This window comes from Pradoshia sp. Z6_59 (assembly GCF_058267515.1).
The window spans coordinates 39,355-63,527 of sequence record NZ_JBZCPP010000007.1; the positions used below are offsets into that span (position 1 = coordinate 39,355).

Annotated in this window: 24 protein-coding genes; 15 read left to right on the plus strand and 9 right to left on the minus strand. The window is 36.2% G+C overall.

Annotated elements, in window-relative coordinates; all coding sequences use genetic code 11:
• Together AC4D4B_RS09105 and AC4D4B_RS09110 are read right to left on the minus strand one after the other, a co-directional pair.
• Positions 1–693, minus strand: coding sequence for an LrgB family protein (locus tag AC4D4B_RS09105; protein WP_490994469.1), 693 nt, complete (start codon positions 691–693; stop codon positions 1–3).
• Positions 678–1,067 carry a CidA/LrgA family protein gene (locus AC4D4B_RS09110; RefSeq protein WP_490994470.1) on the minus strand — a complete coding sequence of 130 codons (390 nt, stop codon included), beginning with the start codon at positions 1,065–1,067 and terminating at the stop codon, positions 678–680. The genes AC4D4B_RS09105 and AC4D4B_RS09110 overlap by 16 nt, the downstream gene beginning before the upstream one ends.
• Positions 1,068–1,842: 775 nt before the next feature.
• On the opposite strand from AC4D4B_RS09110, the gene AC4D4B_RS09115 reads away from it, so the two are divergent.
• The 11 genes from AC4D4B_RS09115 to AC4D4B_RS09165 all read left to right on the plus strand — a co-directional run bounded on the left by AC4D4B_RS09115 (position 1,843) and on the right by AC4D4B_RS09165 (position 14,437).
• Positions 1,843–3,252, plus strand: coding sequence for an MFS transporter (locus AC4D4B_RS09115; protein WP_490994471.1), 1,410 nt, complete (start codon positions 1,843–1,845; stop codon positions 3,250–3,252).
• 250 nt (positions 3,253–3,502) lie between these two features.
• A complete protein-coding gene (locus tag AC4D4B_RS09120) occupies positions 3,503–4,363 on the plus strand; it encodes an SDR family oxidoreductase (RefSeq protein WP_490999741.1) in 861 nt (286 codons plus the stop codon).
• Positions 4,364–4,450: 87 nt separating this feature from the next.
• Positions 4,451–5,095, plus strand: coding sequence for a bifunctional 2-keto-4-hydroxyglutarate aldolase/2-keto-3-deoxy-6-phosphogluconate aldolase (locus AC4D4B_RS09125; RefSeq protein WP_490999742.1), 645 nt, complete (start codon positions 4,451–4,453; stop codon positions 5,093–5,095).
• A gap of 33 nt (positions 5,096–5,128) precedes the next feature.
• On the plus strand, positions 5,129–6,547 hold the full coding sequence (gene uxaC, locus AC4D4B_RS09130; RefSeq protein WP_490994473.1) for a glucuronate isomerase: 1,419 nt from the start codon (positions 5,129–5,131) through the stop codon (positions 6,545–6,547).
• A gap of 20 nt (positions 6,548–6,567) precedes the next feature.
• On the plus strand, positions 6,568–7,614 hold the full coding sequence (gene uxuA / locus AC4D4B_RS09135; protein WP_490994474.1) for a mannonate dehydratase: 1,047 nt from the start codon (positions 6,568–6,570) through the stop codon (positions 7,612–7,614).
• A gap of 76 nt (positions 7,615–7,690) precedes the next feature.
• Positions 7,691–8,533: an HAD family hydrolase gene (locus tag AC4D4B_RS09140; RefSeq protein ID WP_490999743.1), complete on the plus strand. Its 843-nt coding sequence runs from the start codon at positions 7,691–7,693 to the stop codon at positions 8,531–8,533.
• A gap of 18 nt (positions 8,534–8,551) precedes the next feature.
• Positions 8,552–10,300 carry a glycoside hydrolase family 3 protein gene (locus tag AC4D4B_RS09145; RefSeq protein WP_490999744.1) on the plus strand — a complete coding sequence of 583 codons (1,749 nt, stop codon included), beginning with the start codon at positions 8,552–8,554 and terminating at the stop codon, positions 10,298–10,300.
• A 348-nt stretch (positions 10,301–10,648) separates the two neighbouring features.
• Positions 10,649–11,029 (plus strand): Replication termination protein, encoded by a 381-nt coding sequence (locus AC4D4B_RS09150; protein ID WP_490994477.1) that lies wholly within the window; start codon positions 10,649–10,651, stop codon positions 11,027–11,029.
• Positions 11,030–11,403: 374 nt separating this feature from the next.
• Entirely contained in the window at positions 11,404–11,859 is a 456-nt protein-coding gene (locus AC4D4B_RS09155) for a HutP family protein (RefSeq protein WP_490999745.1), read from the plus strand.
• Positions 11,860–12,236: 377 nt separating this feature from the next.
• Positions 12,237–13,214 (plus strand): NAD(P)H-dependent flavin oxidoreductase, encoded by a 978-nt coding sequence (locus AC4D4B_RS09160; protein WP_490999746.1) that lies wholly within the window; start codon positions 12,237–12,239, stop codon positions 13,212–13,214.
• A 68-nt stretch (positions 13,215–13,282) separates the two neighbouring features.
• Entirely contained in the window at positions 13,283–14,437 is a 1,155-nt protein-coding gene (locus tag AC4D4B_RS09165; protein ID WP_490999747.1) for a thiolase family protein, read from the plus strand.
• 70 nt (positions 14,438–14,507) lie between these two features.
• On the opposite strand, the gene AC4D4B_RS09170 is transcribed toward AC4D4B_RS09165, so the two are convergent.
• From AC4D4B_RS09170 to AC4D4B_RS09180, 3 genes are all read right to left on the minus strand, one after another.
• Positions 14,508–15,596 carry an aldo/keto reductase gene (locus AC4D4B_RS09170; RefSeq protein ID WP_490999748.1) on the minus strand — a complete coding sequence of 363 codons (1,089 nt, stop codon included), beginning with the start codon at positions 15,594–15,596 and terminating at the stop codon, positions 14,508–14,510.
• Between the two features lie 186 nt (positions 15,597–15,782).
• Positions 15,783–16,679, minus strand: a complete 897-nt coding sequence (locus AC4D4B_RS09175) for a sulfurtransferase (RefSeq protein ID WP_490999749.1) — start codon at positions 16,677–16,679, stop codon at positions 15,783–15,785.
• Between the two features lie 293 nt (positions 16,680–16,972).
• Positions 16,973–17,416, minus strand: coding sequence for a hypothetical protein (locus AC4D4B_RS09180; RefSeq protein ID WP_490994483.1), 444 nt, complete (start codon positions 17,414–17,416; stop codon positions 16,973–16,975).
• A 363-nt stretch (positions 17,417–17,779) separates the two neighbouring features.
• Here AC4D4B_RS09180 and AC4D4B_RS09185 point away from each other — a divergent pair, with 363 nt between their 5' ends.
• The 3 genes from AC4D4B_RS09185 (at position 17,780) to AC4D4B_RS09195 (ending at position 19,653) form a co-directional block, all read left to right on the plus strand.
• The gene (locus tag AC4D4B_RS09185; protein WP_490999750.1) at positions 17,780–18,226 is read left to right on the plus strand and encodes a DUF6376 family protein; all 447 of its coding nucleotides are present in this window, start codon (positions 17,780–17,782) and stop codon (positions 18,224–18,226) included.
• Positions 18,227–18,433: 207 nt separating this feature from the next.
• Positions 18,434–18,853, plus strand: a complete 420-nt coding sequence (locus AC4D4B_RS09190; RefSeq protein ID WP_490999751.1) for a hypothetical protein — start codon at positions 18,434–18,436, stop codon at positions 18,851–18,853.
• 311 nt (positions 18,854–19,164) lie between these two features.
• Positions 19,165–19,653: a prolyl-tRNA synthetase associated domain-containing protein gene (locus AC4D4B_RS09195; protein ID WP_490999752.1), complete on the plus strand. Its 489-nt coding sequence runs from the start codon at positions 19,165–19,167 to the stop codon at positions 19,651–19,653.
• A 436-nt stretch (positions 19,654–20,089) separates the two neighbouring features.
• Here AC4D4B_RS09195 and AC4D4B_RS09200 read toward each other — a convergent pair whose 3' ends face one another.
• Positions 20,090–20,329 carry a hypothetical protein gene (locus AC4D4B_RS09200; RefSeq protein ID WP_490999753.1) on the minus strand — a complete coding sequence of 80 codons (240 nt, stop codon included), beginning with the start codon at positions 20,327–20,329 and terminating at the stop codon, positions 20,090–20,092.
• 26 nt (positions 20,330–20,355) lie between these two features.
• Positions 20,356–20,502, minus strand: coding sequence for a hypothetical protein (locus tag AC4D4B_RS09205; RefSeq protein WP_490999754.1), 147 nt, complete (start codon positions 20,500–20,502; stop codon positions 20,356–20,358).
• Between the two features lie 557 nt (positions 20,503–21,059).
• On the opposite strand from AC4D4B_RS09205, the gene AC4D4B_RS09210 reads away from it, so the two are divergent.
• On the plus strand, positions 21,060–23,000 hold the full coding sequence (locus AC4D4B_RS09210) for a PPC domain-containing protein (RefSeq protein ID WP_490999755.1): 1,941 nt from the start codon (positions 21,060–21,062) through the stop codon (positions 22,998–23,000).
• A 475-nt stretch (positions 23,001–23,475) separates the two neighbouring features.
• Here the strand turns inward: AC4D4B_RS09210 and AC4D4B_RS09215 are convergent, their stop codons facing one another.
• The gene (locus AC4D4B_RS09215; RefSeq protein WP_490999756.1) at positions 23,476–23,724 is read right to left on the minus strand and encodes a spore coat protein; all 249 of its coding nucleotides are present in this window, start codon (positions 23,722–23,724) and stop codon (positions 23,476–23,478) included.
• 14 nt (positions 23,725–23,738) lie between these two features.
• Complete coding sequence (locus AC4D4B_RS09220) at positions 23,739–23,921, minus strand: hypothetical protein (protein ID WP_490999757.1); 183 nt, start codon at positions 23,919–23,921, stop codon at positions 23,739–23,741.
• Positions 23,922–24,173: the final 252 nt, after the last annotated feature.

Consider the following 24,173-nt stretch of genomic DNA (forward strand, 5'->3'; position numbering starts at 1 on the left):
CTAATTAATAAATAGGTTCATGATAATTGGGCCTAAAATGGAACCAAAAATTGCACTTAATGTCATGGAGATAGAACTCATGGAAAAGGTTAATTCACCGAATTCAAAAGCCTTTGAGGTACCGATTGCATGGGATGCGCTGCCCAAAGCAATCCCCTTACTTACGGGATTTGTGATGTGGAACAGATTTAAAATAAGCGGTCCTAAAATAGCCCCAGTTAGACCTGCTATCATGACAAAAATAGCTGTTAATGTTGGAACCCCTCCTAATTCCTCTGATATTTGTATAGCAACCGGTGAAGTTAATGATTTTGGCAATATAGAAACGGCCATCTTTTCGGCAACACCAGCAAGTTTACTAAATAGAAGCCCGCTGACCATTCCTGCCAATACCCCAAGGAAGACACCTCCCAAAATGACGAATATATGATCCTTTAGCATTTTCCGTTGTTTATAAAGCGGAAAAGCCAATGCAACTACTGCGGGACCAAGTAATTGATTAATCCAATCTCCGCCAATCATATATGTATCATAAGAAATATTAAAAAATGAAAGGATGCAAACAATTAAAATGGTTGTTGTTAAGATTGGTAAAAGAAATGGAAAGGAAAATCGGATATACAGTTTATTTAATAAAAGAAATATGATGACAGTTATAATAATAATCGAAATTGCAATCAGTAATTTCTCCATTTATTTTGATCCTTTCGCTTGTTCACAGAATTTTCGAGTATCTGGCTTGTTCCTCCTGATATCAGCAGGGTAATGATTGTACTAATAAATACGACACACATAATGATGATCCCTTTAGAGGAGAACAGCTCGGGATACTTTATAATACCGATACAGATAGGAACAAATAACAAAGGCAAGAAAGCAATTAAAAAACCAGCTCCACGATTAATGTATTCAACCGGGATTACTTTGAATTTCAAGCAGACTAATAGTAATAATAACCCAATAATACTTGCGGGGATTGGAATGCTAAGCAGCTCTTGTATGAATACACCGATATAATAAAAAAGAAAAAGAACAAGGATTTGCGAGCATAAGACTAAATATTTCATAATACCTATCGGCTACTATAGAGTAACAGTAACCTTCACCTCCAAATTTAAATGATAATTTGATATTACGCCTACATTCTGACAAGTCAAACAATTTGCACTTTGTGGAAATTACACTTGTATTTCAGCTAGTACTTCTTATTAGCATTTTGCATCCGGTTAAATCAGAGGCTCTGTTTTGAGTTTTCCAAAAGTATTTCTTATTGCTTCTCGTTTGGTTAAGCAAAGATAAGAGAGCGAAATAAGGGTGAAAAGTAATTTGACACTTTACAATCTAGAAAAACGTATGTCCGTATCTCTTCGGGTTGTATCTTTTAAAGCTTCCAGTCTGAAAACGGAAACAGAAAAATTAGTGAGGATTCTTGTTTGGTTTATTTTACCTCCAAAAAAATTAAAAAAAGGTCTTTTAATCTCATCATGCGCATGCTAGTATACTAGTGTAAATGAACGAAACACAGTTTGAACCAAGAAGGAGTTTCAAACATTTATTTTACTCTTGTTTGTGAAATGATGAGCAATAGTAATTATAATCTATTTTTACACGAAATATTAATAATCAGTTTTAGAACAAATTAAATCCAACATTTTATTTTACTTCATTTTGTGAAATGATGAGCAAAAGAAATGTAAATAAAATTTGGGAGTAAGTATATACTACCTGTTAGAGTAGCCTTTACAGTTTTCAGGAGATTGATGGAAGTATGGAGTGTAAGTGTTTGAACCTGCTTGGCGGTATTTTCGTCATTTATAACATAATGTATTTGGAGGTATTTAAATGAGTGCAGAAGCTTTGAAAAAACAAGGCTCACCAGAAGGAAATTCTAATCCTAATGTTCGTCCATTCGGCATGAGGGATAAAATTGGTTACCTATTAGGTGACTTTGGAAACGATTTCTTCTTCTTATTGGTAAGTGCTTACTTAATGGTATTCTATACCGATATTTTTGGCATCAATGCAGCGACAGTTGGTGCACTCTTCATGGCTGCTCGTTTATGGGACGCAGTAGCAGACGTAACTTGGGGACGTTTTATTGACACAAGAAAACCTACTAAAAATGGTAAATTTAGACCATGGGTTTTAAGAATGTCATTCCCGTTAGTTTTCTCAGGAGTTTTAATGTTCGTTACAATTCCTGGTATGGGCGACGGATTCTATCTGGCATGGGCGTTCGTAACATATATCGTTTGGGGTACTTTGTACAGTACAGTTAATATTCCTTACGGATCTATGGCTTCTGTTATGACAGATAAACCTGTTGAACGTACTTCTTTATCTACTTACAGAACAGCTGGTATGATGCTTGCGAGCTTGATCATCAATGCAGTCGGACCAATGATTGTCTTTGTTGATAACAAAATCGATGCAAACCGTATGTTCATGGCTGCTTGTATCTTTGGTGTGTTGGCAATTTCTTGCTACATCGGTTGCTACAAATTAACAACTGAACGTATCGTTCCTGAAACAAATGACGCAGAAAAAATGGATCTTCGTAAAACTCTTAAAGCGATTGGTCAAAACAAACCACTTATTTGGATTTTAACTGCATCCTTATTATTCATGACAAACAGCATGCTTATGGGGGCAGTAAACGTTTACCTATTTAAAGATTATTTCACTAGCACTGCAGCACTAAGCCTTGTTGGTGTTATGACAACAGTTACTTCTTTCATTGCAATGCCAATGGTTAAACCATTAGTTGCTCGTTTCGGTAAAAAAGAAATTGCTTCTATTGGTATGGGATTTGCGGCTATCATTTACTTCGTACTATTCATGCTGAAAGATATTGATGCAATGACATTTGTATGGATTGCAGCACTTGGTATGTTTGGTACAGCATTCTTAAACGTTGTAATTTGGGCGTTTGTAACGGATGTTATTGATTACCATGAGTTCTTAACAGGTCTACGTGAAGATGCAACAATCTATTCCGTTTACTCCTTCGCTCGTAAAGTAGGTCAAGCGGTTGCTGGTGGACTTGGCGGTTTCTTGATCGCAGCAGTTGGTTACAATGCAGCACTTGAGACACAAACAGAAGGTACGTTAAATGGAATTCATGCACTTGGTACATTAGCACCAGCATTGTTCTATGCAGTTATTTTCTTAATCCTAATGTTCTTGTACCCATTAAACAAGAAACGTACAGAGCAACTTGCAATTGATATTGCGGAAAGACGTAAAAAATAATTAGTAAAGAGATAGCTCCGAAACGGGAGCTATCTTTTTTTGTTAGAAACTGAAAAAGAAACACGGAAAATACATACTTTGCTTTGGATGGAGCATCATAAGTAATGAGCATTTAAGTATGAGTTATGTTCAAATTTAGAAAAATAAATTATTGATATAACTCTTCAAGTATGCTAGTATACAAGCATGCAATAACACGTATACATAGTGTTTTTCAAAATTCAATGCAAATATATGGAGGTATGACGAAATGACTACTTTACCTTTTAAAGTTGATTTAACAGATAAAGTTGCAGTTGTTACAGGCGGCGCTGGAATCCTTTGCGGAGCATTTGTTGATGCTTTGGCTGCATGTGGAGCGAAAGTTGCCATTCTTGACCGTGCTTTAGAAGCGGCTGAAAAAAAAGCTGAAGAAGTTCGCCAAAAAGGTGGAAATGCAATTGGTGTTGAAGCTAACGTATTAGACAAAGAAAGCTTGAAAGCTGCTCATGCAGTTGTAAAAGAAAAGTTAGGTCTTTGCGATATCTTAATCAATGGTGCTGGTGGTAACCATCCACTTGGAACTACTACTAAAGAATATTTATTCCCAGAAGATTTGAATGGTCAATTGAAAGATACAATCACGTTCTTCGATTTAGATCCAGAAGGAGTTCAATTCGTATTCAACTTGAATTTCTTAGGTACTCTTTTACCTTCTCAAGAATTCGCAAGTGATATGGTGAATCGTAAAGGTGCAACAATCATCAATGTATCTTCTATGAATGCATACACACCATTAACAAAAATTCCTGCATACAGCGGTGCGAAAGCAGCAGTAAGTAACTTTACACAATGGTTGGCTGTACATATGTCTAAAGTGGGCATCCGTGTTAATGCGATTGCTCCAGGATTCTTCGTTACAGCACAAAACGAAAAATTGTTGAAGAATGAGGATGGTTCTTACACAGAGCGTTCTGAAAAAATTCTTCGCAATACGCCAATGGATCGTTTTGGGGAAGCAGACGAGCTTGTTGGAACAATGTTATATCTTGCAAGCCATGAAGCTTCTAGCTTTGTAAACGGTGTAATTATCCCGGTTGATGGTGCATTCTCTGCATATTCCGGTGTTTAATTTGTTCTAAAAAATAGCAAACAAATAGCGATTAACTATCGCTATTTGTTTTGTTGATATCGACTCGAGAACTGGAGAGTGAATGATATGTTACCAAAATTTGAAGTATTAAATGAAATGCGCAAAGGCTATGTTGTAGCGGTTGTTCGTGGGAAAACAAAAGAAGAAGCTGTTGAAATTGCTAAACAAGCATATGCAGGCGGTATTCGTTCTTTAGAGATTACGTTTACAACACCTGATGCAGGAGATGTTATTGCTGAACTTGCGAGCTTAAATGACAAAAACATGATCATCGGTGCAGGAACTGTATTGGATGAAGCAACTGCTCGTTTAGCAATTATGAAGGGTGCACGCTATATCGTAAGCCCACACTTCGATAAAAATATTTCTTTAATGTGTAATCGTTACTGTGTTCCTTACTTACCAGGCTGCGGTTCTGTAACGGAAGTAATGGAGGCTGTTACATACGGTTCTGATGTTATCAAAATGTTCCCTGGAAGCCTTCTTGGCAAATCCTTCATTAAGGATGTACACGGACCACTTCCACATGTTCAAATGATGCCTTCTGGCGGTGTAAGCAAGGATAATCTTGCTGATTGGATCGAAGTGGGAGCTTTTGCAGTAGGTATCGGAAGTGCCTTGACGAAGAACGTGAAAGATGGAGATTACAGCTCTGTCCAAGCAGTTGCAAGAGAGTTTATGGACCATTTAGCAACACTTCAAAATAAATAATCAAGACCTGCTACATAAAGGAGGGTAAAGCTGATGAGTTCATTTATACATGAGAACTTTATATTGCAAAATGAAACAGCTGTGAAGTTGTATCATGAATACGCTAAGAATATGCCAATTTACGACTACCACTGCCATTTATCCCCAAAGGATATTGCAGAGAATCGTAAATTTAAAAATATTACTGAACTATGGCTCGAAGGTGACCATTATAAATGGAGAGCCATGAGAGCGCATGGTATTGCTGAAAAGTATATTACTGGTGATGCAGATCCGAAGGAGAAGTTTGAAGCCTGGGCTAAAACGGTTCCATATACAGTTGGAAACGCTTTGTATCACTGGACTCATATCGAGTTAAAAAACTACTTCGGTATTGAAGAATTATTAAACGAACATACATGGGAAAGCATTTGGAACCGTTGCAATGAATTGTTGCAGCAAGATGATTTTTCTGTTCGCGAACTCATTAAACGCTCAAATGTAAAAGTAATTGGCACGACAGATGAGCCGACGGATGATCTTCAGTATCATGCACAAATCGCTGAATTGCCTGATTTCCCAGTGAAGGTTCTTCCTTCATTCCGACCTGACAAAGGATTGGAAATCAATAAAGCTACATTCGTTCCATTCGTGGAGACTCTTGAAAAGGTTGCTGACAAATCATTAGCAACTTATGCGGATTATATTGCGGCTCTATTAGATCGAGTTCAATATTTCCACGAAAAAGGCTGCAGAATTTCTGACCATGGTTTATCTGAGGTTCCATTTGCTGAATTCGATGAAAGCGAATTAGATGGAATTTATCAATCTGGACGCAGTGGTAAAGCTGTAAGCCTGGAGGATGAAAATAAATTCAAGACAGCCATCTTGATTGCTCTTGCAAAAGCCTACACAGAAAGAGGCTGGGCAATGCAGCTTCACTTTGGTGCAATCCGCAATAACAACACAAAAATGTTCAAAAGATTAGGACCTGATGCAGGCTTTGACTCCATTAGTGATCAAGGCGAAGTAGCCGCACCATTAAATGCGCTGCTAGACGCGTTAGAAATCAGGGATTCCCTGCCTAGAACAATTGTGTATAATTTGAATCCTGTTTACAACGAACTGATTGGTACAACGATTCAAAACTTCCAAACAAACGAAGAAGGAATCGCAGGTAAAATCCAATTTGGTTCTGGCTGGTGGTTCAATGACACTAAACCAGGCATGATTCGCCAAATGACAGCTCTGGCTGATCAAGGATTATTAAGTCATTTTGTAGGGATGCTGACAGATTCACGCAGCTTTATCTCCTATAGCAGACATGAATACTTCCGCCGCATTCTATGTAACTTAATTGGTACTTGGGTAGAATCTGGCGAGATTCCAAATGATCCGGCATTGCTGCAAAACTTAATTGAAAACATCTGCTTTAATAACGCTAAGAACTATTTTAATATAGATCTTCAATAATTTTTAGGAGGAAACTTACTATGGAAATGTCATTCCGTTGGTATGGAAAAACTGATAGTATTCCTTTGGAGTACATCCGTCAAATTCCAGGTATGAAAGGAATTGTAACAGCTATTTATGATATCCCGGTTGGTGAAGCTTGGCCGATGGATAAAATCGAAGAATTGAAAAAGACTGTAGAAGATGCTGGTATGCACATCTCTGTTATCGAGAGTGTACCGGTTCATGAAGATATCAAAATTGGTTTGCCAACTCGTGATAAATATATCGAGAACTACAAAACAACTTTACGTAACCTTGGTAAAGCTGGCATCCCTGTTGTGTGCTACAACTTCATGCCAATCTTTGACTGGACACGTACAGATTTAGAATACCGTCTTCCAGATGGTTCTACAGCTCTTATCTTCGAAGAAGAAGTAGCTAAGAAAATGGATCCATTAACAGGTGAACTTTCTTTACCAGGTTGGGATTCCAGCTATAAAAAAGAAGACCTGCAACAATTATTTGATCACTACAAAAATGTTGATCATGAAAAACTTTGGGAAAACCTTGAGTATTTCATTAAAGAAATCATTCCAGTTGCAGAAGAAGCTGGTGTAAAAATGGCAATCCACCCAGATGATCCGCCATTTGATATCTTTGGATTACCACGTATCATCACAAACAAAGAAAACCTAGAAAGATTCGTTAACCTATATGACAGCCCATATAACGGTTTAACAATGTGCAGCGGTTCACTTGGTTCTCACCCAGATAACGATTTCCCAGAAATGCTTCGTTACTTTGGTAAGAAAGACCGCGTAAACTTTGTACATGCCCGCAACGTTAAATTAACAGGCGGAATGTCATTCGAAGAAAGTGCTCACCCATCTGAGTATGGTTCTGTTGATATGTATGAAGTAATTAAAGCAATGAAAGACTTCAACTATGAAGGACCAATCCGTCCTGACCATGGTCGTATGATCTGGGGCGAAACTGGTAAGCCTGGTTACGGTTTATATGACCGTGCATTAGGTGCTACTTACCTGATTGGTTTATGGGAAGCAGTAAATAAAAATAATCGCTAATGATTAAAATAAGTCGATGCGGATCTTTTTCGTTAAGAATTCGTATCGGCTTATTAATATAGAAGGAGAGTCAGGAATGAAGGACAACATCAAAGAATTTGTTAAATCAAAAGACTTTTTAGTATGCGTAGATTCCGATGGCTGCGCAATGGATACGATGGGTGTAAAACACGAAGAAGCGTTTGGGCCGCGTGCAGTAGACGTTTGGGAGCTTCATCACATTAAAGATCGTTTCCTTAAGGTATGGAATGATATCAACCTTTACACAAGAACAAGAGGAATCAACCGCTTTAAAGGCGTTGTCGCTACTTTCGAAGCTTTAGAAAAAGAAGGCATTGAAATGCCTGATATCACTTCTTTCAAAAAATGGGCTGAAACAACGAATGAACTTTCCAATCCATCACTTGAAAGAGCGATTGCGGAAACAAATGACGAGCAATTAAAGAAAGCATTAGAGTGGAGCCATGCGGTTAACCGTACAATTGAAGAAGAATTGGCTGGTAACGATAAACCTGTTGAAGGCGCTAAAGAAGGCTTAGCTGCAGCTAATAATGTTGCTGATGTAGCGATTGTTTCTTCTGCAAATGGCGCAGCAGTATTAGATGAATGGACAAGACATGAATTAAACGTACATGTTGATGTTATGCTTGGCCAAGAAGCTGGTACAAAAGCGTACTGCATTGAGCAATTGAAAAAATTCGGATATGAGAACACTCGTGTATTAATGATCGGTGATGCTCCTGGAGATTTATCTGCTGCAGAAGTAAATGATGTTCTATATTACCCAATTCTTGTTGGTAAAGAAAAGTTCTCATGGGATCGTTTCCAAAATGAAGCTCTAGCTAAATTCTTGGACGGCAGCTTCGCAGGTGAATACCAAGAACAATTGATCAAGGAATTCAACGATAACTTAAAATAAGGTTTGGAGGAAGTACAGATGATTCAAAAAATCGCTAAAAATATCCCGATGCCTAAAGTTGATTTAAAGGCAAAGCCATATAATCTTTCTGATGAAGATATCAAGTGGGTACAGGATACTATTGCCGGAATGACGGTTGAAGAGAAGATTGGTCAGTTATTCATTAACCTATTCTTCTTTGGTGATGATAAATTCAGCGGAAACAGCTTCACAAACAAAGAGCTTCTTGAAAAATACCATATTGGCGGAGCACGTTATATGGGTGCTACTTCCGATAAAGTACAAGCACTTATCAATGAACTTCAAAAGGATACCAAAATTCCATTACTAGTAGCAGCGAACTGTGATGCCGGCGGTAATGGTGCGGTAAACGATGGTACATATGTGGCCTCAGCTGCTATGTGTGAAGCTTCTGGTGATGAACAAGTATCCTTTGATGCCGGTTATGTAAGCGGTCGTGAAGCGCATGCGGTTGGTGTTAACTGGAACTTCGACCCATGTGTGGATATCCTGAAAAACTGGAGAAATACAATCGTAAATACTCGTGCTTACGGTACAACTGCTGAACCGGTTATCAAGCACACAAATTCATACATTAAAGGGCTAACAGAAAGCAATGTTGGTGTTTGCATTAAGCACTGGCCTGGTGATGGAACAGAAGAACGTGACCAACACTTAGTGATGGGCGTAAATGAATTGTCTGTAGATGAATGGGAAAAATCCTTCGGTGAAGTATACCGTAACCATATTGAGAACGGTGTACACTCTATTATGGCTGGTCATATTGCTTTGCCGGAATATCAAAAAGCATTGGTACCTGAATTGGAAGACCATGATATCCTGCCAGCTACATTAGCGCCAGAATTAATTAATGGTCTCCTAAAAGGTAAATTAGGCTTCAACGGTCTAGTTTTGACTGATGCATCTCATATGCTTGGAATGACAGCAGCAATGAGACGTGAAGAATATGTACCTCAATCCATTGCAGCAGGCTGTGATATGTTCTTGTTCTTCAACGATATTGATGAAGATTACAATTTCATGTTAAATGGATACAAAAACGGTATCATTACAGAAGAACGTCTTCAGGATGCATTAGAAAGAATCTTAGGATTCAAAGCGACACTTGGCTTGCACAAAGCAAAAGAAGATGGTTCTATTTTCCGTAATGAGGAAGATTTAAAAGTAATTGGCTGTGAAGATCATATCGAGCGTGCTAAACAAGCTGCAGATAAAGGGATTACGCTTGTTAAAAACACATTGGATCAACTGCCAATCCGACCAGAAACACATAAACGCATTCGCCTGTATTTCTTAGAAGGTGAAAAAGGCGGCATTTATGAAGGCGATGATAAAACTCTTAACTATATTGTGAAAGAGCTTGAAAGCAGAGGCTTTGAAGTAACTGTTAACGAAGGTGACACTCGTGTTAAAGGCCCTACATTAAAATACCGTGAAGAAGTAGATGCAGCACTTGTATTTGCCAATGTCATTGGTTATGGTGCAGAAAACAACTACCGCATCAGATGGAAAACGGCAATGGCAAACGAGATTCCTTGGTATGTACATGAGGTTCCAACTGTATTCGTTTCATTGAACTTCACAACGCATTTAACTGATGTACCAATGGTAAAATGCTATATTAACGCATACAAAGATACTGAAATCACAATCAAAGCCGTGATTGACAAAATCATGGGCGAATCTGAATTCCATGGTACACCAAATGAAAACGTTTGGTGCAATAAGTGGGATACAAGACTGTAATAAACGGTCATTGCTATATTAAAATTGTATTCAAACCACAAGAAACGCGCGGATCTACATGCTTTAAGCATGCGGGTCCGCTTTTTTATTGGTTCATTTAACTTTAAAATAATAAACTTCAATGAATTAACACTAAAAGTATAATAACTCCGGTAACATTTATAATTACTATTTATGAGAGAAAATAACATATATTTTCATTGATACGAAATAAATAAACTATGTTCCAAATCTTCATGGTTTTCTCTAAAAACCCAGCCACCAAGAAAAAATCATAAAACCAACCAAGAAAGCAAAAATTTGATACTATAAGATTAAAAGGGATGTTTAATGTAAGAGGTGAGGGGAATGAACAGAGGGTTCTTATTAAAACAAAAAGCATTTTTAAAGCTTTATCTACTGGAGATTGCTTCTCATCCAAGGGACTATGGTTCCATGGTGTTAAATGATTTAAGAGAAAAATTTAAACCATTTGGCTATTCGCCAACCCATACGGAAATTTATAAAACCTATAAAGAATTGTATAAAGCCGGATTCGTAAAAAAGAGAACCGAAATACTCGGCGATCCGCAGGAGAATGTTCAGGAAGTTTTTATTTATTATTTAACGGACAAAGGGAAAGAAGAATTAGAAATTTACCGGAAGTTAATGAAAAAAGAGCTAGAACGCTCAATCGGCATACTGCAGGTTGCTTTAGAAGATCATTTTGGCCCGATTAAGAAAATATAATGGTCAGGACTCAAAATAACAGTAAAAAAATAAATTTTGAAAAGGCAGACTGATTTGCATAGCAAATTGGTCTGTTTTGCATATACAGAATGAATAACACCTTAAGTTTCCATATTTATAATTTAAAGGGGATTCAATAAAACATTTTAAATAAGATCCTTCCTTATTGAAAAAAATAAATAAATCAATTCGAATTAAAATACATATATAGTAATGAGATAAAGGTGTTCAATACAGTTAGCTCTCAAGAATGTCTTTGTTTACATGTATAAAATGCACTGATGAACGAAATATTAAGTTGTAATTATTAAACTGGTTTAAGGGCAATTTATTCTCACTTGGCAATTGCTTTATTTACTGAGGGGGTGCTAAAGATGATCATACAGGATCACGATTTCACGATGGGCAAGTTAACATCTTTATTGGTACTCTTACATAACAATGAAGCGGGAGAATTGATAAAGAAGCAGTTAAATATGGAGAATTGCCGGTACACTGTAGGAAGTATAGGATCTATCGACTTAAATAAAGTTATCTCTGTCATCGAAGCAAGTGCAAAAACACAGGGAATTATAAATTCGGAATCATACAATGAACGAAATACGTTATATCATACCATTTTAGAGGCAGTACAAGGCGTCGGCAGAGGAACCATTCAAGTAGGTGACTTACTAAAGAAAGTTGACTTGACCTATGGCATAGTAAGAGGTAAAAATAAAAAAATAAGCACGGGCAATGATTGGATTGGTGTTTGTATATATGGACGATCAGATTCAGAGGAAAAAGGGATTGAACAAGAAACATTAGGCCTGGGTTTTAATCATTTATAGCCAGTGCTATCTGTTACCCTATTCAGAGGACTTCATCAGGAATATTTCTTCCTGGTGAAGTCTTCTTTTTTTATCCCCTATGAATAACGTATTTGACAAATATCAAGGCAGGACTATGTATATGGATATTTAAACAGAAAGCGCAAGCATTTTACGGTTAAATTAAAGGAAATATCTAACTGTTGTTGAAAAAGTATTATATGACGTTATAGCGTCTGCTTCAATGACCGATTTTGATACCGATGCAGGATTGTTATTATCAGTATTTTATTGAAGTGTTACATAATCTTTTCTCAAATTATGATTTTATTTCACTGCAAAATTGAGATGTTATTTGTAAATTTAAAAAATGATAAATACTTGGAGGTGGAGAACAAATGAGAAAAGAAAGTGTCAAAGAATTAATGGAGCAAGCTGTTTTGCCGATTATTGTTTCACCAATGTTTATTATTTCTACTCCTGAAATGGTACTGGCAAGCTGTAAATCTGGAGTAATTGGTACTTTTCCAACCTTAAATGCACGAACTGAGGAACAATTGGAGGAATGGTTTCAAGAAATAAAGGAAGGGCATGCGAAATTGCAAAAGGAACATACAAACAAAAAAGTAGCACCTTGGGGAGTAAACTTAATTGTTCATTCGACTAATCATCGTTATGAAAGTGATTTAGCGTTAATAAAGAAATACCAACCACCTATCGTAATTACGTCGCTTGGAAAACCAGTAAATGAAGTTAAGATTGTCCATGAATACGGAGGGCTGGTATTTTCTGATGTTATAAGCATTAAGCATGCAAAAAAAGCAGCCGAGGCTGGAGTGGATGGATTAATTCTTGTTTGCAATGGCGCGGGTGGTCATGGAGGTACATTGAATCCTTTTGCTTTTATAGCTGAAGTAAAGCAATTTTGGGATGGAATCATTATTTTGGCAGGCTGTATATCAAACGGACAAGAAATCGTAGCAGCAAAAGCGCTTGGAGCTGATTTTGTTTATATGGGTACTCGGTTTATCGCTTCTTTGGAAGCGGTTACTAAAGAAGGGTATAAAGAAATGTTAATTGAATCGAATGCCAGCGATATTATCTATACGGATAACTTTAGTGGTGTGAATGCCAATTATCTTATCCCAAGCATTAAAAGAGCTGGATTGGATCCTGCAAATCTACCTGGAAAAAGCGAAATGAATGTGGTTCGTAAAGAAAATGATGCAAAAGCTTGGAAGGATATTTGGTCTGCTGGCCAAGGAGTAGGGTCGATTAAAGATATGCAACCAATAGAGTCTATTATTAAAAGTTTGCAGCAGGAATATGAGGAAGCAATTTACAAATTAACCTCTGGACATGTTTCAAAGGTATAGCGCGAAATTATTAGTAATCAATAATAGACATTTATTTTCATAGAGGAATTCAAAGGGGGAAAATTCGAATGAGAGAAGCGGTTATAGTCGAAGCAGTCAGGACTCCAGTCGGGAAAAGAAAGGGTGTATTCAGTTCAGTTCGTCCAGATGATTTACTTGCAGAAGTTTTACGTAAACTTACCGAAAAAGCTGGTATTTCCAGTGGTTTGGTTGAAGATGTTATTATTGGCTGTGTTTCTCAGGTTGAAGAACAAGCCATAAACATTGCAAGATCAGCTGTACTGATGGCCGATTTCCCAATCCATGTACCTGCCACAACGATTGATCGTCAATGCGGCTCAAGTCAACAGGCGGTTCATTTTGCTGCACAGGCTATTTTAAGCGGTGATATGGATATTGTAATTGCAGGTGGAGTTGAAAGTATGACTCGCGTGCCAATGGGGTCAAATAGGTTACATGCAAAACCAAGTGAAGAACTTTCTTCACGTTATGAATTAATTAACCAGGGATTATCTGCAGAGAGAATTGCAGAAAAATGGGGATTCAGCCGAAATCAGCTAGATGAATTTTCAATTAAAAGTCATCAAAAGGCTATCCGGGCACAGGATGAAGGACGTTTTGAACGAGAAATCATGCCAGTAGAAGTAGTTAATGATGACGGGACTAAAACTGTGGTTACTCAGGATGAGGGACCGCGTCGTGAGTCTTCAATGGAGAAGCTGGCCACACTGCCAACCGTATTTAAAGAAAACGGAGTTATTCATGCGGGTAACGCGAGTCAAATGAGTGATGGGGCTGCTGCACTCCTTATTATGTCAAAAGAGAAAGCAATTGAATTGGGATTAAAACCACGTTTTAAAATAATATCCAGAACAGTAATAGGTTCTGATCCGACCTTAATGCTTACAGGTCCGATTGAGGCTTCTAAAATGGTATTAAAAAAGAGCGGTTTGACCATTAATGATATGGATTTATATGAGGTAAATGAAGCTTTCGCACCTGTTCCTTTATGCTGGATGGAGGAGCTAGGAGCTGACCCGGAAAAATTAAATGTTAACGGAGGAGCTATTGCACTAGGCCATCCATTAGGAGCTAGTGGCGCCCGCGTCATGATTACGTTAATGCATGAATTAGAACGGATAGAGGGTAGGTATGGTCTACAGGCCATTTGTGAGGGAGCAGGAATGGCGAACGCTACAATTATTGAAAGAATTGATGAATGAACTATTTTAAACAAGAATAGCAAAAGGCATAAACCAAGTTTATGCCTTTTCAATTCATCGATTTCAATTTTCAATGTTTTATCTGTATTAATCTAAGATTGTTAACCACATGGTTCGGATGTTTCATTCCCACCATTACTGAGCTAATGTTTTGCTCTCCCAAAATGGAGAGTAAATAATCGTCTGGAGTACATTCTCTATCAATTAATTTACCTAAGTTAAATGGAGCGCTGGTCACTGTAGTTAACCCAAATTCCTTCGCGGCATCTAAAACAGTATGAAATTTTTGATTTACTTGTTGATTTCGTCTTGTTTTGGCATAGTGAAGGATTTTGTTATAGGGGAATTGTAGAAATTTGAAATGATGATTTACTCCAACAACTTTTATTAAAGTTTGCATAACTTTCTCCAATGATACATACCCTTTCTCTTTAGGATTACATAATAATCCACCCCAGGTTGCAAACCCGTAATAACGAATATTTCCCCTGGATACTTGTTCCTCATAAAATAAAAAAAGTGATTCAAGCTGATGATAAAAAGTTTCTTCTCCTAAAACCACCATTGAGAGTTCGGGATTATGTATATAATGGATGTCAATGGTATTTATTCTGAGATGCTTCTTACTTTGTTCGATTGCGAACTGATAATAGGAAGGAGCCAAAACGTGTCGCTGATTTCCTACGATATGTAAATCGGCTTCTTCAACTATTGCTGCATCTAGGAGTATTTTCTGTAAATAATCTTTAGGTACAAGCCCTATATCAATATCTCCTGGGATAATTCCGGCTTTTGTAGAAATCACTATTTCCTCGCGATTTATTGTTCCATTATCAATTAAACGAGATAAAACTAAGCCGATATCACGTTCTGATCGCATTCCTCGATAATTAATGGCTGTATCTACAAAATTGATTCCATTTTCCAATCCATATTCAATCGAAGTTTGATAAAGTCTTGAGTCTGTTTCATCCATATTGCCTAAATGTGTGCCAATGGCGATTGGAGAGACTGAAAAATGATAAAGGTCTCTTTTTATAACTCCATGTCTATCTAAATATGCAGAAGTAGCTTTTGAAGTTGCAGAACCATTATTCATTAAATTTTCATCTTTATTCAAATCCCCAACTCCATTCTCGGAATATCTTTCTGCATACATATTTCTTTATCTTTGAGTAAGAATCCTTCCTAACAGTTCAATCTAACCGACAATCCAGCCAAACCCATACAAAATCCAGCCAATTCGCTCAATTATATAGCCGATGCTCAACACAAACTTGCAATCTAGAGTAAAAGGCCCCCAAATCGAAAATTTGAGGGTCTTCTCTAATTAACAATTAATCTATCATTTACTTCCAGTTACTAATGGTAGGTCAGGCTTGGAGGCCCATTCATTCATGGAGCCATCATACACCGCGACATTTTGCACACCTAATTTTTCTAGTATTAAAGCATTCCAGGTAGCAGCGATCCCGCCACCGCAATAGGTGATTACTTTTTTATTGGAGTCAAATACACCGGTATCCGCAAAGTTATCCTTCAATTCTTCATCGGAAAGAATATTTTTTGTTGCTGAATCCGTATGGCATCCGAAGAATACATTGGCACTGCCTGGGATATGGCCTTTTCTAGGATAACTGTTAGTTTCACCGCGAAAATCCTCTGGAGAGAGACTGTTGATTAGAATAACCGAATCATCATCTAAAGATTTTAAAACCTCATCCATTGTTACCAACAATTCATCTCTTCTGTTGCCTTTAAATGAAGCTTTAGGATAGAATGCCTTTTCGGTTGAAGTTGGACGACCTTCTTCAATCCATTTTGGCAAACCGCCATCCAAAACAGCAATATTGTCTAAGCCCTCATATTTAAGCTGCCATCTTAAACGAGATGCCCAATATGGAGCAAAAAATGGAGCCCCAACAACCGCTCCTCGGTCATAGATTACCGTGTAAGTATCCGGATCGCCGATTCCTAATTCTGAAACCTTTTCTATGAAATAATCTCTATCAGGAATAGTGAACGGAAAATCAGAAGCGGTATCAGACAGTTCATTTATTAAATCTGCATACACTGCCCCAGGTATATGTTCCTTTTCATATGATTCCTTACCTGATGAGAGTGCGATGCTGCCATTTTCTATGGGTTTCATAAGAGTAGTTACGTCTATTAATCTTAATTTAGGGTCATCAAGTCGGCTTGATAACCATTCGGTAGAAACAATAATAGGGATTGTTTGCATGTATATTTCCTCCTATATAAGTTATTCTATCAAATATATAACAATTTCTATGTAAATACTATGAATTAGCTTCTTATCAAACATCAGTGACAATTTAATTTAGATCCCCATAACTATCAGGAAAGACTATACTTAATAAATTGGCACTGTTTATGAATAATAGATATTTACTTTGAGAGAAAATATCTATCCACCGCTAGTGATCTACTTATCGTATCGGTGGACAGATGGTTGACTTTTAGCCGTCATATTAAGAGATTCGTGGTATTTGCATATGTCTAGATCATTAATAATTAGCAACTATAAGCTAATATACTGGATGTAGGGAAAGAGGCAAAAGTAAAAGCGGGAAAAATGATGCCTGTAGTATTACCAAATGGACTTGCTGATAGGACCCACATTAATACATAACGACCATTATTTAAAAGCATAATTGTCCAGCGTCTATCACAGCCCACCCCAAAAGTTGTTCCAGTTCCTGAACCAACCCATGTACCTGATGTTAGAACCTCTTGGCCTTTTGACGGGTTTTGTAGAAGATATTGATACATATTAATCGTATTCTGTGAAGGTGGGGGTGTGCCCCCAGTTGGTGAACCACCTGTGCCTGGCATCCCTGTCGGTGTACCGGGCATTCCAGTATTGGTATTCGGCCACCCTGTTGATGTTCCAGGCCATCCTGGAACAGGAAACGGAAGATTGGGAAGCCCGGGAATTTGTCGATTATAATATTCCATTAATATACACTCCTAATTCAATTTTTTATAGGCTAACGACAGTATATTATTTGGTTTGATTAAGGGTGTGGGCAATAATTCTTTTTAACATTAAATATACAATCATGGAATAGATTGTTTTGTTATAGTTGAATGTTTGCTTTTGATTGGCTCGAGAATAAATGGAGTAATTGGTTAATGTGTTAAACTAGAAGATATCAGTAGGTTTGTGGGAGAGCTTCTGTTAAAGATAAATGCTATTCTTACATTGATCACATTTTATATTAATAATTCGGAAGACTGATAATGAGATGAAATATAGTTGTCCATTATGTGAGTCTTTTAGGAATATAATTTGTTTATATTGAGGGATGGAGGAAAAAAATGAAAAAATTATTATCATTGCTTATTATACCAATGACTATTTTTCTGACGAGTTGTTCGACAATAGAGGAAGTGTCAAATTCTTTAAATTATGTTACGGAAGCTACTGACTATATTGATGATATAAATCAATTTGCAAATGAATTACCAACTGTAGCAGAAGCAGCAATAAACGATTTAAATTCAAAAATTCAATTAGAAGAGTTATTAACAGAAATGCAAAATGAATTAGAAGAATTCAATATCCTTGAAGCACCGGCTATGTTAGAGGATATCCATAATCAAGTGGTAGAGCATAATATGGAACTAGCAAGTGGTATTGAGTTGTATTTAGAAAATATAGAGGCAGGCACATTAAGTTCAGAATTACTTTCGGAAATTGGTTTATTGGAGGAAATCGCTGTTTATAATGATCTGTTAAGCCAAATTAAGAAATTAAGCGAATAAAATAATATTCTACTGAGGCGCTACAGGATTTAAAATCCTGTAGCCAGTTTTTTATTGTACTACTATCAGTCCGTTGATCCAGGAAGGATTTATGTTTTTTTGTTAAACCTCTTATGGAGATAAAGGGGCACGTTAATGAAAAAGGGTATAGATGATGGATTATCGAATATTTATATTAAATACTAATCTTTCTTAGGGGTGCTATGTTTGAGCAAACAAGATAAAATAGGGGAAATATCCATTATTTTAAAGAGGAAAATAGTAACGGCCGTTGTTAGTAGTTTAATATTTTCCCTTATCTTTTCAATACCAGCGGGTTTTGAAGGAGATTTATTTTATAATTTATATTATATGAATTTTATGATTGTTATTTCCTACGGGGTTATGACATCCATATTTAGTGACTGGGTTAGCAGGAAGCTTTCTAAAAAAGGTTTAATTTGTGAAATTGCTTCCTTTTTATTTCATGTTATTTTCGGATCAATGTTACAGGTTTTTGGTCTTATTTCTGCCATCTCATTCTTTATTGTTGACCGTTTATTAATAAGAGTGAAGATTGGGTGGATGTCAGTTATTATTGCATTATCGATTGTAGTACTAGCTTTTATATATCTGATTAATCGGTAGCTAAAATAAGCGAACAATACTTAATGGCTATAGATTCTAATAATTTGCTAGTAGCTTATTTTTGATAAAATTAAGGGAACTGCGATCTGTACTGAACCCCAGTTAGAGTCCAAATCTAACTTCTTGGGTTCACATCAGATCGCAGTTTCTTTTGTTATGGTCTATTGGTTAGCATAGTGATCGTTATTTAAAATGATTAATAAGATTTTTCAAGATTGATTTATCAAAGGCAAATACTTCGGGATTTTTATGATAAAATATTTTAATATAATAACAATATTCAGAACTGTAATGATGGAGGCCTATTCTTTATGGAACAATATCAAATTGTATATAATACCTTAACTAAAATGAATATTCCATTTGAAGTAGTTGAACACCCTCCCGTTTGGACAACAGCTGAAGCAGACAAATATATTGATGGGAAAGAAGGGGTGCGCACTAAAACGCTCTTTCTTACCAACAAAAAAAAGAATGCGTTTTATTTAGTTATAATGGATGGAGCAAAGCGTCTTGATATGGATCATCTTGCTACTATTCTCAATGAAAAACGGATAAGCTTTGGTTCTTCCGAAAGGTTAATGGAAAAAATGGGGTTATCTCCTGGTTTTGTTTCTATTTTTGGATTGCTAAATAATGATGAACACGACATAAAAGTCTATTTAGATAAAGAGATGCTTTCAGAAAGATTAATAACGTTCCACCCAAATGACAACACTAAAACTCTATTTATGTCTACAGAAGATATGTATAAATTTATAAATACAATCGGGTATGAGTACACGATTGTTGAACTTTAATAAAATCAGCCAAGTTTAGTGAATGATTAAACTTAAATACCGAGTTTGTTTTTAAATGCAAAAGCACTAAATAAAAAATCAACATAAATTAAAACTAGAATTGGACTAGTAGGTAGAAGAGAAAATGAAATCATGCGGGTTAAACAGTAGTGCTAGTGAAGTTGGATCCTCAATCCTGCATATGAAGCTATAGAGAAAGCTAGCTTTCACAGTAGTTGGTTAGCATTCTGATTATACAAAATCATATAATTATCGCCATTACTTAAACTAAATCTTAATGTATCTCTTTTAGAGAGTTTAAAAGTGTAATAATCAGCATACTCATCATTATAATTGTACCAGGCCTTATAATTAGTATTAAATTTAATAGGGTTTGCAGTTAAGAAGCTATCGTTAGCTTCTTTTTCATAGTTATCTCCTTTTGTAAAGGATAGCCTTACATATAGTCTGCAGCCGGTTCTAAACCAAAACTCCAATTATCAACTTTAATATAAACAATATCACCCTTTTTAAATCCGACAGAACGTTTTGTCTCGCCTATGATATTGGTTGGAGTAGAAAAACAACTGTAATTATTTTGTGCCCCATCCATGATGCTAACGTTAACCGAATTTTGCGTATTGGTCATCGCCGCGGTGAGCGCGCCATTTTCAGGTATTGTTACTTTATAATACATATATTCGGTGCGTTCTAAATTTCCTTTTAGAGCACTAGGCAATGGAACTGGTATTGCCGTATGAATTGTTTGGCCATCATTCGTGGCAGCATGCGCCAATCCCCACTAATTGATGGGATAGCAACCGATAAAAGCAAAACCAATGATAAAAACACCAATCTAATCTTCTTCATAACATTCCTCCTACAATTTTTATAAACACCACCAAATTTACCATATAAATTCATTATTTTTATAAGAATTTAAGTATATTAACCTATAAATTTTTCGACAAACGTAAATATTAATACAGTTAAAACGACCATCACGTAGGTAAAAAGACTAAAAGATTACCACCTATTTCCCGCAGTTATGATTTAAATTGCAGCGGCAATGGGTGATAGGTTGAAGAAATTCAGGTATTAAACAGCAGCATCATCTGGGTGCCCGACTTTGCACTAAAGTTAATATCCATTGATAAATATTACTCCTTTATCCTTGAATCTTCGCGATTCTTGAGAAAGGGGTGGGTAAGTGTTCATAGTCAGTAACCCTCAATTATCTAAATCCATATCCGCAAACATTCTCTTAGCATCCCCTAATGTCCCTTTCTTTAAGAATATGTATCTTAGTGTGGGTAAATAGAGCTGTGTTTCTTGTTAACTATAATAATTTTTTAAGCAATAAATACTAAAACGTGGTAATATATTCCTGCTATACAAATAAAAAAGACCTGAAAGGATGAAAAGTTTTGAAATTGAAAAAAAGTATTGTTATTTTAATTGTATTTGCGTTCCTATTTGGATTCGCACCATTATTAGAATCAAAAGATGTCTATGCGGCTGAGGAGTTCGTTGGAAAAGCGAAGGCGATTGCGGTAAACACTACCCTTACAGGACAGTTAAAGGAATATGCAGACTACTACAAAGTGACAGCTCCTGCAAATGGACAACTAACTTTTACTGCACCAAATTCAAAAGAAGAATTTCAATTTTATTTTAGCGATGAGAATGGGTATGAATATGATTCTTTTACAACAAACTCTACTGTCAAAGGTAATTCACAAACCGCTCTTGGTGTTAAAAAGGGACAAACGATTTATCTTAGAATCATCCAGGAGAGCGGAGTGGAAAATAGTAAATTTTCGCTAAATGTTTCTTTTAAAGCCGGAGAAAATTATGAAAAAGAATTCAATGACACATTATGGGATGCTACTCCGATAAAACTGAATACTACAATTTATAGTTCTTACAGTAGAGAAGAAATTGATTATTACACATTCACTCTAACTAAAGCAGGATTAGTTGAATTATCCCTACCGAACGGAACTCTTCCTGAAAAAGAATTGGTACTCATGGATAGTAATGGAAAAAAATTGAACACGTTACATACATATACGGATAAGATAGGCAAGGAAACCTTATCAGTTGGGTTAGCAGCAGGTACTTATTATATTTATGTAGACAGATACATTGTATCTTACTCAGACATTACAACACCATATACTATTGATTTGAAATTTAAAGAGGGTAATTATTACGATAAAGAATACAATGACACACTAGCTCGTGCTAATAGTATAAACCTCAATACGAATTATACCGGTTTTTATTCATATGATGATGTTGATTACTTTACATTCAAGCTGGCAAAAAAAGAAACCATAAAAATGAACCTAACCACGACAAAGTATGAAAAAGAGATGTATTTGCTAAATTCAAAGGGTGATTATATTGGAGATTCTATTAAAGTCGAGGGGAAAAATGCAACTGTAAGAAAAAATGTGACATTGGCTGCAGGTACTTATTACGTTCGTGTAGATACTGGATATTTAGACTCTTTTAGCGATAAATACACTCTAAATATCCAAACTCATTCTCCGATTTTGTCATCTAAACAAGTGAAGGTAACCAATAACAAAGGTAAAAACGATACATTAACGGTTACTGGAATTAAAACTGGCGATACTGTAAAAGTGTATGACAAGAGTAGTGGTGGAAAGTTATTAATTAGTAAAAAAGCTACAGGATCATCTGTAAGCCTATCTTATAAACAATTTGGTGAGAAGAGCGGGAAAGTATATATATCTCTAACCAGGTCAAATTTAGCTGAAAGTAATAGATTAGCAATGTCTTATAAAGCAGAACCTACTAAGGCGTTAACTTCTAAACAAGTCAAGATTCAGAATAACTACAATAAATCGGACACCGTATCATTTACTGGTCTGAAGAAAAATGACACGATTAAAATCTATGATAAGAGTAGCGGGGGTAAAGTCTTAAGCACAACGAAATCTAAGGGAACAAGCATGACAGCAACTATTAAACAGCTGGGCAAAAAAGCTGGCAAAGTTTATGTTTCAGTCACTAATTCTGGATTAGGTGAAAGTACCCGTCTGTTGGTCTCTTTTAAAGCAGAACCATCAGCTACATTAAAGTCCAGCCAAGTAAAAGTAACAAATAACAAAAGCAAAGACGATAAGGTAGTTATAAAGAACACCAAAAAGGGCGATACAATTAAAATTTATAATTCAAAAAACAAATTGTTATCAAGTAAAAAAGCTAGTTCATCTAGTGTCACTTTTACTTTCAAACAATTAGGTAAAAGTTCTGGAAACATATTAGTTACCACTACCAATAGCGGTCAATTAGAGAGTTCCAAATTGAAAGTTTCCTACTCCAAAGAGAAGTAGGACTTATTCTTCAGCATTACAGAAACTATGAAGGTCTGGAGTTCCTGTTATTGATTGATAAAATTTAAGAGTTATTAAGTATCCTTTTATGATATTAATCAGACATTAAACGAAGAGAGCGGGGATTATAGCCCGCTTTTTTGCTTTTTTGATGCTGATAAGAACGATAATGTTTGCTGCAAAATTCATTATAGCTAAGACAGGAACCGCAAATAATAATATTAGACTAAAAGAGTTAAATAAAAGCCACTAATTTTAACTAATTACTTGGAATCGTGCTACCTTATATAAAAAAGGTGAATCCCTTGGAACGTGCAGGGGCATGTGAGCTTCTGTGCAGTCTTTGAGAAATAGAAAAAAGGCTCAAACCCTTGATACACTTAGGTTTAAGCCTTCTCGAAAAGTATGATCCCGACTGGGTTCGAACCAGCGAACCCCACCCTGTCAAGAAGAGGGCTAAATAAAGGCGTGTTTGTTATCCCTGTGATAACTCGTTTTTAACGGTCATGATTTCGTCCTCGGTTGCAGGCTGTGCTGGTTTATAATAGCCTCTTTGCTTAGCTAATAAATAGACTTCATATTGTCTTTGTTCATCTTGATTTCTCATATCTTGAACCTTTTGTCTTAATTCCTGATTCTCCGTCTGCGCAATAATGGACGCATAACCTGTGAGACTGCTGTTTAATCCTGATAAATAATCATTGACCATTTCTTTTTCCTGCATGACTAAACCTCCGCTTATAAAAATTTCATTAAATCTTCTTTATGTTTCCTTGCGTCTTGAGCGTCTTTTTGCAGCTGTTGTATGATTTCTGGGTCTGTACATTGCTGTGCATAATAATCTAGCTTAGTGGCCAGGGTGCCATGCGACCCGATCATATGACGAAGATTCTGAAGTTCTAATTCATTTAAGTTTGGCATATTATCACTCCTCAAATAAAATTCATTCCTACTATCTGCTAAAATGTCATAAACTATGCATTTCAAAAAGGCTATTGATCTTCTGAGTAAATTCCTTCATAAAATTACTTTTACCTTAATAAGTATTCCTACAAATATTGACACCATATTAAAATTGTGAATAATTAAAAATAGATAGCAATTAGCACTCGTTATCAATGAGTGCTAATTGCCGAATAATTTTTCTTTACAGAACACGATGGAGGGGTAAAG